We start from the raw sequence: 14,725 nt of genomic DNA, 5'->3' as shown, positions 1-14,725 counted from the left end.
GTTCGCCGCCGCTGGAATCCGGTATGATCTTGATCTTCTGGCTTAGCAATATCGTGTAGGCCAGAATGGAGACGTGGCCGAGTGGCCGAAGGCACGTCCCTGCTAAGGACGCATATGGGGTAACCTGTATCGTGAGTTCGAATCTCACCGTCTCCGCCAAAATTCTGTCCAGGTTGCTCCCGGACTGTCAAAAAACCCGCAGCGCTCTTCACGAGGCTGCGGGTTTTTTGTTCGTTTAGGCCATCGGCTGGCCCACTTAGGTTAGCACATCTGAAACTCCAAATGGGCTTGAACGGTGTTTCTTGGAGCCGGCACCGTGTAAGCGCAATAGCACTTGCCATGCAGACCGTCTAGCTAGTAAATTTCGCTTATCGAGTACGTTCAATATCCATTACCACCGCCACCACTCGTCCATCGCGAATCGCCGCGCTATTGGCTGACAGCATGGAGCGCAAATCGGCGGCAGTTTGAGGCAAAGCAACTCCGCGCCCGGCTGTGCGCAGCCGCTTATTCTCGGCTACATGAGGGCCAAACCAAAGTACAAGGTAGATTCCGCGTCCTGCTGCACGCCAGTCTGGTGTGTAAAGGCGATCAAGTTGTTGATCCGCTGCGTTCCAGAGGTCACGATGCCATTGGCCCTTGACCTCGACGGGGAGCCGTAATTGCCCAGCGGAGCAAGTAATGTCCACCTTCTTTTCCTCGTAGACGTGCGTTTCTAAGTCGTAGGTGATGCCTGCGGTGCCCTGACGTAAGAGCCCCAACAGAATGTTTCGGCAGCGCTCCTCATCGTAAGGTTCTCCTTCTTCGCTATAGAAACCACGCCAGGATTCGACATCGTCGCTTCGAATTTTCGCCTGAACTATCTGTAGCTCATCCTCGATTACTACCTGAAGATCAGCCCCATTTTGGGGGACGCGGTCCCGCATTATTGCTTCAATTGCGTCTAGCGTAGGAAGCGCAAAATTTGACTCCACTCGAATTCTGCGCTGTTCCGCAGCAACCGCCCTAATATGGTCGGTGGACTCGTCCGGCGGAAAATTTGAGAGACGCGAAAGGGCGGCAGCTGCAGAGTCCCTGGCGTCGTTGCCGAGTCGGTTGATCAGATGGAGGATGTAGCTAAAGGCATCCCACGGGTTTCTGTCTCCGCACCATCCGTCGTGAGGGGATTGCGCAGCCAGCCATATTCGCCGAAAAGTGGCAATAAGCCACTCGTATTGCGGCACGAGCAGTTGCCCATGGTTGTCAACCAGATGTTCCGTAAGGACTTCCTTTACGGGCCACAGGAGGCCAGGTTCAATCGGAGATGCGTCAATCCGCGCTGTCGTGATGTTAAAGTCTGTAATGAGACACACCGCATCCCAGATAGGGCGTCGGTTCTTAGGCAAAGCTTGTATTTTACTTGCGGCAAGGCATTGTAGCTCATCGTGACGACGTGCCTTTAGCAACTGGACGATTAATTCAGATTCGGAGTGCTCGGACAGGTCTGGAAATTGCTGGAGCCACTTGGACGCGAAGCATGAACTTTGGATCGTTGTTGCGGGCGATGTTTCGCGTGTCATCCAGTAAAAGTTTACTTGACTGGCTTTTGAACCTTGCAATTGTGGTTCGTAAAAACGCTGTATTGATTCCGGCCATAGTCCACGGGTACAAATTTCTGCAGTGACTGCTTGCTCCAACCCATCCAGTTTTGCTTGCGCGTCAATGTGGGTATACCAAAGTTGAAAAAGAGCTGTGAGGAGTCTTTCGCTGTCCACATCGCTAAAACCAACCTTGTTTCGGTACCGCTCCGCGAGTGCGACCACCACCACATATGCCGTGGGCCAGTGCCTCCCCTCCGCGGCGCTGTTTGCGATCTGATCGCAGGTTGGGGGCGTATCGGGACGATTCAGATAGTTTTCGAATCCGATTAGTGACGCATTTGCTACGTCTTCACCCACCCACGTCGACAGATGGTCGGTAGCATTTTCCCCGTCGACACTTGCGTCTTGATTTCGACCGAGATAGCCCATCGCAAGCTGTACCATCCCGTAATCGCCAGCGCGTATTGCATCGATGTAGCTAGTGAAGTTCGCTCGATGATCTGCGCGCCGTATCATGCGCGCTTCACGTTCCTTAATCAGATCTAAGTCAAGCAGTGTGCGCCATTCGGGAGGCTCCTGGAGGCGGTCCAGCCAATTGTTCAGGTCGTCACGCCCTTGTGAATAGACGCGCGCAGCTATGCGGACGTCGGCCCCCGATATGTGATCGTGACGTGAGAGCTGTACAAGATCGCGCCATTGCTCGTCGGTGCATGTGGGTGGCAGAGAATTGAGCAAACAGATAACATCGGATGGGCTAGCCCGGATATTTCATGAGTCTGCCAATCTGAGGGCCGGGGTGCGCCGAACATGGCTGCGGCATGTTGATTGCTCGCTTCCTGGTGTCGGTTCTGCCGCGCGGCCTGATTGCAGACGTAACTCCCCCTACCCCCGTTGCTTTATAGCGTGCCGGGGACAGCACTTGGCGGGCTTATGGTGCCAGCGCGCGGGCGGCAGTGAGGAAGACGTGCTTGAGTGGATGTTGGGATGCGAGCATGACGCGCACGCGCCGCGTGTTGCGCACGACGGCCGCGCCGATCTTGAGCAGTTTGATGCGGATCGTCGCCGTGCAGGCGCGTGCCAGTTCCGTGCCAACCAAAGCCAGGCGGCGCAAATTGATCATCAGGGTATAGGCGAACGCTGCCAGTAGCAGCCGCAGTTGGTTGGCCTGGAATTTATGGCAGCTCGCACGGCGTCCGAACAAATCGAGCTGCGCCTCCTTGATACGGTTCTCTGCTTCGCCACGGGCGCAATACACGCGTTCGTACAGTGCCTTGGGACCCCCAGTCAGGTTGGTGACGATGAAACGCGGGTTGGCGCCGCGCGCATCGTGTTCCAGCCGCGCGATGACGCGCCGTTGCCGATCCCACGTCCCCGCCGCATAAGTGAATTCTCCAATCATGCGCTGCTTGGAACCGGCCTTCTGATACATCTCGGCCAGTGCCAGTTCGGCCAACTCTACTCGTTGCAGCAACGCTGAGTTCTTTTGCAAGCCGACGATATAGTGCAGCCCCCATTTCTCGAAGCGGCGCAGAGCTTGATGACGGCAGAACCCGGAATCGCCGCGCACGATGATGCGGATGCGTGGCCAAGCCTGGCGCAAGCGCCGGGAGATCAATTTGATTAATGCGCTGAGGATACCGGCCGGATCGCGGCTGCTGGGCCGCAAGACGCAGGCGAGGATATCCTGGCCACAAAAGACGTACAGCGGCAAGTAACAGTAATTGTCGTAGTAGCGGTGGAAGTGGGACTTCTCTTGCTCTCCATGCAGCGGCATGTGGGTGGCATCGATGTCGAGCACCAGTTCCTTGGGCCGCTTAGCTTTGCTGGCGATGAACTGATCGAGCAGAACGCCATGCAGGGCGGCCGCCTGCGCGCGCGTGGAGGACGTTTCAAGCCGGCTCAGCGTCGGCGCCGAGGCCAAGTCATCGGCCCGGCCCACTGCCGTTTGCATGGCCAAGTCGCGGCGCAGCACATTGTGGTCACAGACGTCCTCCCAGCCACAGCACAGGCCGTACACGCGCTGCGCGAGCAAGTCGCGCATGCTGTGCGAAACGCTGGCACGACGGCGTCGATCCTCGAATACGCGCGCAATCGCTTTGCTTAAGCCGATGCGCTGATCCACTTGGCGCAGCAGCAGAACCCCGCCGTCGCTGACGATGTCGCCGCCGTCGAATGACGCCTCAACGACGCGCCGTCCAACCCTCCCCAACTTGATCGGTTCATTGGTACAATTTGGCATCGGCGGTCCCCGGTTGTGATTGGCGTCAGATACCAGTAACAACGCGCTTCGGCACGGGATCGCCGACCTCTACTCACGAAATATCCGGGCTAGGTCGTAGCCCGCCGGACCGATCGGACATAAACATTGCGCGCTCCCAAAGGGATTGATCCCCGGATGCTTCGAATAATGCATGCCGTTGTATTGCTCTGCGCAGCGATTCCTGTGCCCGAAGATACTGCGCCAGCTCCGCCGTTGCGACGCTGATGCCATCACGGCTTTTGAAAGGCACTAGCCAGGACCAAAGTTGGTTGGGCGTCACGTCGGCAGTTGAAAGCCTACGTACAACTAGCCTATAGGCAAAGTCGTCCAGTTCACTGCTGGATTCGAAAGTCGTTTCTCCACCACTGCCAGCGGCATCGGCAAGAACGTCCAAGACAGGGTGAAGGCGATGAAATGGAAGATTTCGCTCCAGATTCATTAATACGCCTCCGATGTGGTTTTTTTCGCCGAGGTGGGCTAGCACTAAATGGGCGATTAAGCAGTCGTCAAACCGTTCATATCCAATCCGGTCCATTAATTCGATTGCCAGTCGAACGGACGTTTCGTCGCCGCGCTCTAACCAAGTCGGCATGAGTGTCAGCCATTCATCCCATTTGGGTATCGCTGTCAGTGCCTTACCTGCAGCATATCGGACAATGTAGGCCGCTTCGTCGTCGATCAGTATGGCGTGTAATTCGTGTGATAGGTCAGCAGCAATCGCTGAACCTTTCATTGCTTCGAGTACCAACACGCGCAGTGCCACAGGAGTTTGGGATGTAACGATGATTTCCCGTAATGCGCCAATCAGTGCAGGATGCGCGATTCCTTTTGGAGAATACCGCTCCCACTTGCTGAATCTCGGATTAACTGATGCTACAGATTTCAACGCGTTCAGTACGTCGTGCGCCTGTACTAACGACAAACTATCGGCTTCACCATATTCGATCACCCCCATCGGATCGGCAGCAATCACCTTGCTCGCAAAAGCCGGATCACGTGCCAGCCAAGCGTGCATGCCTCTCAAGCTCGAGGGAACCAAACCTCCACAATGAAAAAGCGATAGGATGCGACTGCGTTTGCTATGCGTAACAGCGAGACTGGATGTAAGCAGCCAGCGGCCCCACCTTCCGTAAGCGCTTAGGCCTGTGTAGAGTTTGCGAACGGTAGCAGCGAGTCGATCCTGCTGTTCGGGCAGGTTGGAAGTTTTTCAAGTGTGTCGGCTAGCCAGCGCGCAGGATCGAGTCCATTCAGTTTGGCGGTCGCGAACAGGCTTTGGATGGCAGCGGCGCGGCGGCCGGCCCGTTCCGACCCGGCAAACAGCCAGTTCTTCTTGCCGATAGCGATCGGCCGTATCGCGTTCTCGACCGGGTTGTTATCGATGGGCAGGCTGCCCGAACTGGCGTAGCGCTGCAGCGCTGGCCAGCGTTTGAGGGCATGTTCAATGGCCTTGGCAGTGCCGCTGCCGGCGGCGACGCTGCGCTGCGTAGTCAGTAACCAGGTATGCATCTCGGCCAAGGCCGGGATGGCATGCTGCTCGCGCAAGGCGAGGCGCTGCGACGACGTCATGCCTGTTGTCTGCTGCTCGATGGCGTACAGCTGGGCGATACGGCGCAACGCTTCCTCAGCCACCGGACTGCCGCTGGCGGCGTGCACGTCGAAGAACTTGCGGCGGATGTGGGCCAGGCATGCGAGTTCGGTCGGACCCGTGGCAAACATTGCCTTGTAGCCGGCGTAGTCGTCGACCATCAGGTGACCGCGCCAGTCCTGCAGGAAGGCGCGCGCATGCGCGCCAGCACGACTCGTCCGGTAGTCAAACACGACCACTGACGGCCCGTCGTCGAGCGCGTTCGAACGGTAGGCCCACAGATAGGCGTGCTTGGTCTTGCCGCTGCCGGGATCAAGCTGGCGTACTGGTGTTTCGTCAGCATGCAGGCAACTTCGCTCCCTGAGCAGTTCGGCCAGCCGGTCGGCCAGCGGCTGCAGGGCCACGCCGATGCGGCCGATCCATTCGCCCAGCGTAGAGCGTGCCAGCGGCACGCCCTGGCGCGCGGCGATCTGTTCGATCCGGTATAGCGGCAGATGGTCCAAGTACTTGCAGACGGCGATCCACGCCAGCAGACCGACTGCAGCCAGGCCGCCGTCGATGACGGCCGACGGGATTGGCGCTGCCGTCACCGTTTCGCAAGGCCTGCAGGCGTACTGCGGCCTGATATGGCGATGCACGAAGAAGCGCGCCGGTTCCACGTCCAGCTGTTCGCTGACGTCCTCGCCGATCTTGACCAGGCCTGCGCCGCATTGCCCGCACTGGCACGATTCCGGCTCATGGCGGTGCTCGATGCGCGGCAGTTCCGGCGGCAGTGGCTGACGGCCGGCACGCTTGCGCGCTTGCTTGGTCGGCGCCTGACTGTGGAGTTCCTCGTCGATGGCGGCGAGGTCCATATCGACTGCCTCGTCAAATAGCATGCGCTGTTCGCCGACCAGCGCTTCGCTGGCCTTGCCGAAGCGGACCCGTTTGTAATAGGCCAGCTCGAACGTCAGCGCCTTGATCTTAAAGTCGTTCTCGGCCAGCTTCGTCCGCTGCTGTTCGAACAAGGCCCGCACCTGCGCCAGCATAGCTGGGTCGATGTTAGTGAGGGCAAGTTCGTTAAGCAGATCCATGGCTCGGTAGTTTACCGAGCATGGATAATGGTTACAAGCGAAACAGTTTACGTCCTCACAGGCGCCACTGCACCGGCGCTGTGGCCGACAAGCGCTGCCAGTCCACACCGGCCACCAACCACTGCCATTGCTCGGCACTCATCTGCCAACTTGCCTCGTCTGCCTGCGGCCAGACGAACTGGCCACGGTGCAGCCGGCGCAAGCACATCCAGACGCCGGTGCCGTCCCAGCACACCAGCTTCATGCGCGTCCGGCGGCGATTGGCAAACACGTAGGCCGTGCCGTCGCACGGCGCTCGCCCTAACGCCTGCTGCACGTGCAGGGAGAGTCCGTCGATGCCCGTGCGCATGTCCACCGCCGCCGTCGCCAGCCAGATCGTATCGGCCGACAGCTGCATCACAACGCACGCATCAATTCCGCCAGCCAACTGGCCCGCATATCGGTCGGCAAGCTCAAGGTCCAACCGTGCTCGTTGCGCAAGCTGATCGCAACCGCCACCGGACCCGCCTGTGCCACCCGCACCGGGAGCAGTGTAGGCATCGCTTCCCGCTTGGTCAAACGCCGTACCCAGTAGCCAACCTGGCGTACCGGAAAGCCTTGCTCGATTGCGTAGGCCCGCTGCGAAAGGCCGCTGGCCTGCCACTGCGCGACGCGCTCTTCCCATACCTTCTCACGTTCCGAATTTGACACTATCACCTCCTGAAAGAATGAGCGGATAGTTTGGCTTGGGCGATCAGGAATTCATAGGTGGAGGGGCCGGACGCTTACGACTGGATAACCAGCGAGCGCCAAGGAACTCGCCGATACTCCGGTGCGCATAGGTGAAGCGGTCAATTCCGGCCCCATTGAAAAGTCTTTTGTCGAGCGCCTGTGCGAGAAACTCACCGCCAGGAAGTTTGCAAATCTCCGTGATTGATATTGTCGTTTCTGAAGAGAAGGAGCCGGAAACACGACTAATAGCCTCGCTTCCGGTCAGGATCATAGAGGCAAATGCAGCCCCAGCCGCGTCTAGAATATCCTTCTTGGCCGGCTGTTTCGAGGATTTTGAAGCTCGCGTCTCCTCGCGAAGCACATTAACGGCCTGTTCGAAGAGCTCGCCTTTCGTGTCTGGTAGCCGACCGTTCTTGGCGATCTCCGATACCAGGTTCAGCGTCTGTGGGTTTCCGAGAAATCCTTGCAGCCCTCGCTCATTTAAGTGCTTGACGATGCTACGAGCGTGCTCCATGCCAACGTTTTGTTGAAGCAGTGCAAATGCATCGGCTTCACGCAGTGGATCAAGGTGCAGTTCGTACGGTTCCTGTTCGTATTGCTCGTAAATGGCTTCCCGGCCAGTAGCGCTGCGCCAGTCGGCCACTCGGCATGCAAGCACGAACAGCGGGTAGTCCAGTTCCCCAAGCTTGCGTAGAACGTGATCGACCGCATCGCCATCGCGCTGAGCGTTTACCTCATCCAATGAATCCACTACAAGCACGGTAGCGTTGCCAAGCAATGAATGCGGATCGCTGCGATTAATGAGTTTGCGGGCGGTACATAGTGCGTATAAGCGGTCAGTAGCCAGCCATTCAAGCAAGGTTGACTTACCCATTCCAGCCTCTCCGAGAATGACAAGCGGCCTATCCAGACCTCGCAATTGGCTTTGTTGGATTTGATTCGGACCGTGCGCGTCGGTAAATTGAAGTGTTCTCTCAACTAGGGAATCACTGATTTATTCATCCAACACCGTGCCGGGCTCGGGCGATACCTGAGACAATAACAGCGCCTCCACGACCGCTCAATCGATCATGCAGAAGAGTTTTTCCGATCTCGAATACGCCGCCAAGAAGAAGTTGACACGTCGTGACGTGTTCCTGGCAAAGATAGACAGTGTGACGCCATGGTCGCAGTTGCATGCGCTGATCGAACCGTTCTATCCCAAGGTTGTAGGTGCTGGCCGCCCGCCGATCGGCTTGGCGCGCATGTTGCGGATGTACGTGGTCCAGCAGTGCTTCGGTTTGTCCGATGAGGGGATCGAGGACGCGGTCTATGACAGCCAGGCGATTCGTGGCTTCGTCGGTATCGACCTCAGTCGCGAGCAGGCGCCGGACGCCACGACGCTGTTGAAATTTCGCCGCTTGCTGGAGAAGAACGAGCTCACACGCAAGATCTTCGAAACGATCAACGGGCATTTGGCGGCCCAGGGTTTGATGATGCGCGAAGGCACGATTCTGGACGCCACGCTGATAGCGGCGCCGCCATCGACCAAGAACAAGGACAAAAAACGTGATCCCGAAATGCACCAGACGAAGAAGGGGAACGACTGGCACTTCGGGCTCAAAGCGCATATTGGTGTTGACGCGAAGTCGGGACTGGTACACACGGTGGTGGCCACTGCCGCCAATGTGGCTGATGTGACGCAGGCACATGCATTGCTGCACGGCGATGAAGTGGCGGTACTGGGCGATGCGGGATACCAGGGCGTTGAAAAACGCGAAGAGAATCTTGAAACGAAAGTGACTTGGCACGTCGCAATGAAGAGAACCAAACGCAAGGCGCTGCCTGCCAACAAACTCGGCCGCATGACGGAAAAGCTGGAGCACTTGAAGGCAAGCGTGCGGGCCAAAGTTGAGCATCCGTTCCATGTCGTCAAGAACCTCTTTCGTCATCGGAAAGCGCGCTACCGCGGCTTGAAGAAAAACACTGCCCAACTGTTCACCCTGTTCGGCTTCGCGAACTTGATACTCGCGGGCCGGCAATTTACGGTCTCGGAAACCCGAACTCCGTCCTGACAATGAAAGGGCGAGAAAAACGCCCTTGAAACGGAAGAATTGGCCGCCTCAACTGTGTAGATATCGCCGATGCGGCTCGTCAGAAACGCGGCATCAAAAACTTTGCACCGCCAGCCAGAATCGTCAATAGATCAGCGCTTCCCTAGATGTGGGCTCATGCAGTATTAGACCACATGAGGTGCATCGTGAAAAGTTGCTTTTTATAATGTACTGCTGGCAGTGTCTCAGATCGGAGGTGTCCCATTTTCGTTGGTCATCAGACAAAATCGCGGCAGTACCGTGTCAACCTAGCAGCCTCAGAGCTGACTATCCATTTGCTCGACTGCCATGCACGCCATCCTCGTGCTGCGCCGCAGTAACGTTGACGAATCGGAAATGCAGAGTGACGAACTCCATGTTGGGGTGGAGGTCAAGGTGCGGCAGACACTGCACGTGGCATTCCCTGAATTCCTCGGGACAGGCAAAAATTTCACCACGTCATACCTCTTCAGGTATGTCACTAAACCGAATGACACACACCTTGGTGACTTTAAGGCTGCAACGCAGCCAATACTTCAATTTCGTAGACTTCGATCATGTCGCCAAACGTATAACTTCCGTCGCGTAATCGCCATATGGTTAGTAATACGCCGTAACGTTCTCTGCCGTGACGGTCTTGCGACCTTCCATCACTACGTGGAAAGCTGTCGTCATCGTCATCATCTCCCTAGAACGTCAGCCTTTTTCTCCTGCTCATATTTTTTGTGCCGCAATTTATCGGCCGTCACAAGAGCCCAACACAAATCTGATCATTTTGCTTAAAAGCAATACTCCAATCCTTTGGTCATGGATGATGACCTGCATTAGAAATTGAACGGATGCGTCGCCGTTTCGTAGGGCCATCCTTGCTCTGTAGAGCGCCTCGTGCCATCCAACGCACGTTGATTCGTCTCATTTTAAGTATTAATCAAGGAGTTTCTTCCCGTGATGATAGCCGACCTCCCAATCGAACGAACTGGCCCGCGAGACTCAGACTGGCTGTCAGACGGCGTTCGAGAACGTCTTGTTTCACGCCGAGCCGGCCAAAAGCCAATGAAGCCCATCAAGGAAGGCGCAGCACGCCCGGCGTATGACATGACAAAGCAAGCGGGATGGCCATGACCATCATTAACAACCATACCGGCGTGCCCCATTTGTGGTTTGAAAAGACAGGCCCCGAAGGCCAGCCGCTGGATATCCTTATTATCCGCGCTACATTCGACTTGGCTTCCAACGGCGATGCAATGTCCCTGGCCGACGTGCAAGGTCCCATCGTTTTCGGCGACGCATTCGCCGGCCCGGTGCAAAGCAATCCCCTGCACGCCATCGTCAAGGAAGACGGCGATTTACTGCCCTATAAGCCCGGCACAGACCTGCTCGTTCTGGGCAACGCGCACGCACCCGGCGGACGCCCCCAAGCTGACTGGCTTGCCGGCCTGCGAGTGGGGCATGTGCGCAAAATGCTGCGCTTGCATGGGCCGAGGCAATTCCGGAAGGGCTGGCTCGGCTGGCGTCTCGACACTGCCACGCTAGTAGCGCACGTACCGCTGGACTACCGTCTGGCATATGGCGGATGCATCGATATTCCGGCTGAACTGACGCCAGATGGCGAGACCGATGCCGTCAAACACCCGGATAACCCGGCCGGTTGCGGCTGGCTTGCCGGACACAACCTTGCTCAAACATCTCTCCCAGCCGGCCAGGCGTCATGTCAACGCCTGGATTGCCGCCCAACAGACATTGCAGGCACCACAGATCGAATCGGCAACTGCGCCCATCAAGCATCCCCAACAGCACATCGCAGCACAGGGATTCGGCCCGCTTGCCCGCTGGTGGATGCCCAGAGCCGCCTACCAAGGGCGTTACGACGACCTCTGGCGACGCACCCGCTATCCGCTGCTGCCGGCCGATTTCGATACGCGCTACTACCAGAGCGCGCACCCCGACTTGGTTGCGACGCCGCATCTGCGCGGCGATGAGAGCGTGACCTTGCTGGGACTGTTGCCCGAGAGAGCGGAGATGCGCCTGCCGGGCTGGCAGATTTTGGCTGCGGTTCGCTATGCCAGTGGCGAACATAGCGTCAGCCTTCCGGTACTGGACACGGTGCGCTTTGACTTGGACCGTCGCCAGGCATCGCTGGTTTGGCGCGCGCACTTCCGGCGCGATGATGCCGCCTTGGAAATCTCGCTGGCTGCGACAATCCGCACGCTCACTGGCCATTTTGCGAAAGCGGAGGTAGACGCATGAGCGGAGATGTTCTTAAACTATCGAAACCCAACGGCAAGGATCCCAAGGGGAATTCCGCATTAGAAACCAGCGTCGAGGATAAGATTGCTCAAGGCCGAGCACTGGCCGAAAACAAAAAGCGCATCAAGGAGTTGGAAAAAAACCAGGCCGACTTGGAAAAACTTATCGCCGACCAGGAAAGGCTAAAACAAAAAAGTAACAAGACGCCGGACAAGAGCGCAGCGCAAGGCCATACCCGTCATGTAGCGCATGCGCAAGGCTGGAAAGCAGTCTGCACCGAGCCTGATTTATGCAAGGTCGGCAAATCCATCGTCGCCTTCGACAGTTTCGCCACGCTCGACGACAAGCTGCACGCCTCGCCCAATGTCAAAGCCCGGAGCACGCCGGTCTACCGCCTAGGCGACGTGTTCAAGACCGTGCAATCCGACGCGGGCAAACACATCGAAGCTGGCACCTCGCTCGGCAGTGGCCACGTCAAGATTCTGGACGGGCACGACAATGTCAAGGTCAACAACATCCCGGTCGCGCGTCACGACAGCCGCTGCACGATCAATTGCGACGCATCGGGCAAAGGCGGCGCGATGGGCAAGCTCATCACCGAGCAAAAGAGTATGGCGCCGGGCAGCGGCAGTGTGGCATCGAATCCAGGTGCGCAGCCGGGTCAGCGCACCAGCGAGAAACTGGAAAAGCTCAAGGCGGCGCGAGCGCAGGTTGCGTCGGGGCAGCTCGATCTTAATGCACTGGACGAGTACGTCAATTTCCAAGATGCCAATACGGGATTGGACGGCCTCATTGGTAAAATCGGCGGTACGCCCGGCACGGTCGGCGACTACGCAGCGCAAGCAACGCGGGGCATATTGGGTTTTGGCAAGGATTTCGTCATGAGCGTCGGCGAGCTCGCCTATGAAGGCGTCAAGGCGGTCCCCAAGCTGATCCGGCTAACCCACACTGACGCCGGCAAACTGCTCACGCAGCTCGATGCGCAAATTCTGGTTGAGAATATTAAACTGGGCAATGTCACGCCGGGGATACTGGGGGAGGGGGCGCTGAATTTAGGCGAGGCGATGGTCAAGCCGGTGACGGACCCCTGGGGCAAGGGGCAGTATGTGGAGGCCGGCACGCGGGCGGTGGCGGAGATCGGTACCCTGGCGCTGGGATGGATCAAGGGCAGCAAAGCGCTCAAGGCTGCCGAAGCAACGAAGGCAGCTGAAGCCGCCAAGGCGGCCGATGCTGCCAAGGCCGCTCATGCCGCCAAGGCCGCTCATGCCGCCAAGGCCGCTGATGCCGCCAAGGCCGCGAATGCCGCCAAAGCGGCGGGTGCGGGAAAAGCGGGCGGCTCTGCTGCCGGACCTGTGGATGGTGGCGTGCATGTGGCAGCGACAGCATCCCGCTCAGCGATGCTCAGAGAACTTCTTGAACGTAAATGGGGCAAGGCGGAAGTTGACAAGGCTCTCAACGCCAAGCGCGCAGATCCAAAGCTTGATGCGTTGCTCACTGATGATGAATATCTATCGATACGTGCCTATACTTCTCATCTGTACAGCGAGATTAACCCTGCGCTGCGCAGCGGCGTGGCGGGGGAATGGGAAGCGCTCGTGGAAGAGGCATCTAAAGGAATGGACAAGATGGCTCACAACGGATATGAATTCGCAGGGACGGTCAGGCGGGATTTGACGCTCAGCGGAGCGGATATCGATCGATTGTTCAAAAGCACTGGAGAGTTTTCGGATCCGGCCTTTTTGTCGACGTCGAAGGAACTCTCTGGGGTATTTCCTGGAAATACAACCATTTATTTACAGGGGAAATCAGGCATCTTGGTAAACTCCCTCTCACAATATGCGAGTGAGGCCGAGGTGCTGTTTAAACCAGGCACAAAATTTGCGATAACCAAGGTAATCGATGCCGTCCCCGGACTAACACAACAATCATTCTTGAAGAGATACTAAAATGACCAAAAACACTACATTAAAATCGCCGGAAGAGGAGGAAAGATCGGCCAGATTGGTAAGCGAAGTAGAAGCCCTCCTGGCCCGTCAGCAAAAATACCCGTCGGACATGGGGTTTTCCCCGTTACAGGATAAATTTTGCGAAGGCGCTAAAGTAAAGGCGCCATGGCTGGCACATTACTTAAGTTATCGCGATGTCCATGGAGAAGAGAATTTAACTCGCACACAATTTCTCGACTACCTTGCGGCTGATGGCGCAGACTCAAGCGATCAGGCCGATCGTTGCCGTGGCGCGCTGTTAGGTTTAGCCTTAGGGGACACGCTCGGTGTGCCGCTCGAGTTTTCCCAGCGGGATGTGAAAACTGTCAGCGGAATAGAAGGCGGCGGTCCATTCAAGCTGGCACCTGGATATTGGACAGATGATACGAGCATGGCATGCTGCCTGGCATATAGTCTGATTACGTGCCGTGGATTCGATCCGGCGCACCAGATGCAATGCTATAGTTATTGGTATCGCTACGGCGCTTACAGCCCGACCGGTAATTGCTTCGATATTGGAAATGCGACCAGGGCAGCGCTCGAGCGTTTTTTGCAAACAGGAGAAGCCTATGCGGGCAGCGACGCCGCCCAGTCAGCTGGCAACGGCTCCCTGATGCGGCTGGCGCCGGTGCCGGTATTCTATTTCGATTCCTTCGAAAAAGCAGTCCACTACTCAGGATTGAGCAGTCAGACGACGCATAAAGCCACCGAGACCATTGATGCCTGCCGCTATCTCGGCGCCTTGATTCATGGTGCTTTGCACGGTGTTAGCAAAGAACGCTTGCTGACTGGTCTGTATTCACCCGTTAAAGGTTATTGGGAGGCCCATCCATTAACAGCCAGCATCGAGGCGGTAGCCTTAGGTTCATATAAAATCAAGTCAAGAAACGAGATTTCATCCAGCGGATATGTTGTGCACACATTGGAAGCTGCGCTTTGGGCATTCCACCACCATGACACCTTCGGTGACGGGGTTCTCGCCGCGGTCAACCTGGCCGACGATTCCGATACAGTGGGCGCGGTGTTCGGGCAACTGGCCGGAGCCTATTTCGGCGAGACGGCCTTGCCGATTGAATGGCTCTTAAAAATGTATGCCACGCAAGGGTTTTATCACTTCGCGCAAGATCTCAAGCTGGCATCTCATCCATAGTGCGCACGCATGCCCGGGTCATCGCCGGCTTTAACTGTGCCGATTCGTGCGCGTGCACGCCG

The 14,725-nt window shown here is 57.3% G+C and carries 11 protein-coding genes, 1 tRNA gene and 1 pseudogene; 6 read left to right on the top strand and 7 right to left on the bottom strand.

Annotation, left to right across the window (positions count from 1 at the left end):
• The first annotated feature begins 67 nt into the window (after positions 1-67).
• Positions 68-159, top strand: a tRNA-Ser gene (locus CR152_RS27080).
• A gap of 209 nt (positions 160-368) precedes the next feature.
• Here the strand turns inward: CR152_RS27080 and CR152_RS27075 are convergent.
• The 7 genes from CR152_RS27075 to CR152_RS27045 form a co-directional block, all read right to left on the bottom strand.
• Entirely contained in the window at positions 369-2,315 is a 1,947-nt protein-coding gene (locus CR152_RS27075) for a DUF8371 domain-containing protein (protein WP_099880183.1), read from the bottom strand.
• Positions 2,316-2,508: 193 nt separating this feature from the next.
• The gene (locus CR152_RS27070) at positions 2,509-3,819 is read right to left on the bottom strand and encodes an IS1380 family transposase (protein ID WP_099875410.1); all 1,311 of its coding nucleotides are present in this window, start codon (positions 3,817-3,819) and stop codon (positions 2,509-2,511) included.
• Positions 3,820-3,892: 73 nt separating this feature from the next.
• Positions 3,893-4,855, bottom strand: a complete 963-nt coding sequence (locus CR152_RS27065; RefSeq protein ID WP_099880181.1) for a hypothetical protein — start codon at positions 4,853-4,855, stop codon at positions 3,893-3,895.
• Positions 4,856-4,977: 122 nt separating this feature from the next.
• Complete coding sequence (gene tnpC, locus CR152_RS27060) at positions 4,978-6,498, bottom strand: IS66 family transposase (protein WP_099880179.1); 1,521 nt, start codon at positions 6,496-6,498, stop codon at positions 4,978-4,980.
• A gap of 55 nt (positions 6,499-6,553) precedes the next feature.
• Positions 6,554-6,925, bottom strand: a complete 372-nt coding sequence (gene tnpB, locus CR152_RS27055) for an IS66 family insertion sequence element accessory protein TnpB (protein ID WP_208640063.1) — start codon at positions 6,923-6,925, stop codon at positions 6,554-6,556.
• Positions 6,895-7,188 (bottom strand): IS66 family insertion sequence element accessory protein TnpA, encoded by a 294-nt coding sequence (gene tnpA, locus CR152_RS27050; RefSeq protein ID WP_099873747.1) that lies wholly within the window; start codon positions 7,186-7,188, stop codon positions 6,895-6,897. Before tnpA ends, tnpB begins: the two co-directional genes overlap by 31 nt.
• Positions 7,189-7,231: 43 nt before the next feature.
• Positions 7,232-8,083: an NACHT domain-containing protein gene (locus tag CR152_RS27045; RefSeq protein WP_099880178.1), complete on the bottom strand. Its 852-nt coding sequence runs from the start codon at positions 8,081-8,083 to the stop codon at positions 7,232-7,234.
• A 196-nt stretch (positions 8,084-8,279) separates the two neighbouring features.
• Here CR152_RS27045 and CR152_RS27040 point away from each other — a divergent pair, with 196 nt between their 5' ends.
• The 5 genes and pseudogenes from CR152_RS27040 to CR152_RS27015 all read left to right on the top strand — a co-directional run bounded on the left by CR152_RS27040 (position 8,280) and on the right by CR152_RS27015 (position 14,663).
• On the top strand, positions 8,280-9,263 hold the full coding sequence (locus CR152_RS27040; protein ID WP_099880176.1) for an IS5 family transposase: 984 nt from the start codon (positions 8,280-8,282) through the stop codon (positions 9,261-9,263).
• A 1,130-nt stretch (positions 9,264-10,393) separates the two neighbouring features.
• Positions 10,394-10,921 (top strand): annotated as a pseudogene (locus CR152_RS35115) (DUF2169 domain-containing protein); the annotation flags it as partial.
• Between the two features lie 34 nt (positions 10,922-10,955).
• The gene (locus tag CR152_RS34435; RefSeq protein ID WP_229413645.1) at positions 10,956-11,528 is read left to right on the top strand and encodes a DUF2169 domain-containing protein; all 573 of its coding nucleotides are present in this window, start codon (positions 10,956-10,958) and stop codon (positions 11,526-11,528) included.
• On the top strand, positions 11,525-13,474 hold the full coding sequence (locus CR152_RS27020) for an ADP-ribosyltransferase (protein WP_099880172.1): 1,950 nt from the start codon (positions 11,525-11,527) through the stop codon (positions 13,472-13,474). The genes CR152_RS34435 and CR152_RS27020 overlap by 4 nt, the downstream gene beginning before the upstream one ends.
• A 1-nt stretch (position 13,475) precedes the next feature.
• Positions 13,476-14,663, top strand: coding sequence for an ADP-ribosylglycohydrolase family protein (locus tag CR152_RS27015; protein WP_208640209.1), 1,188 nt, complete (start codon positions 13,476-13,478; stop codon positions 14,661-14,663).
• Positions 14,664-14,725 lie beyond the last annotated feature (62 nt).

This window comes from Massilia violaceinigra, assembly GCF_002752675.1.
GTDB classification, from domain to species: Bacteria; Pseudomonadota; Gammaproteobacteria; order Burkholderiales; family Burkholderiaceae_D; genus Telluria_A; species Telluria_A violaceinigra.
The sequence above is the reverse complement of the archived record's forward strand: the minus strand, read 5'-3'. Positions and strand labels throughout refer to the sequence as shown.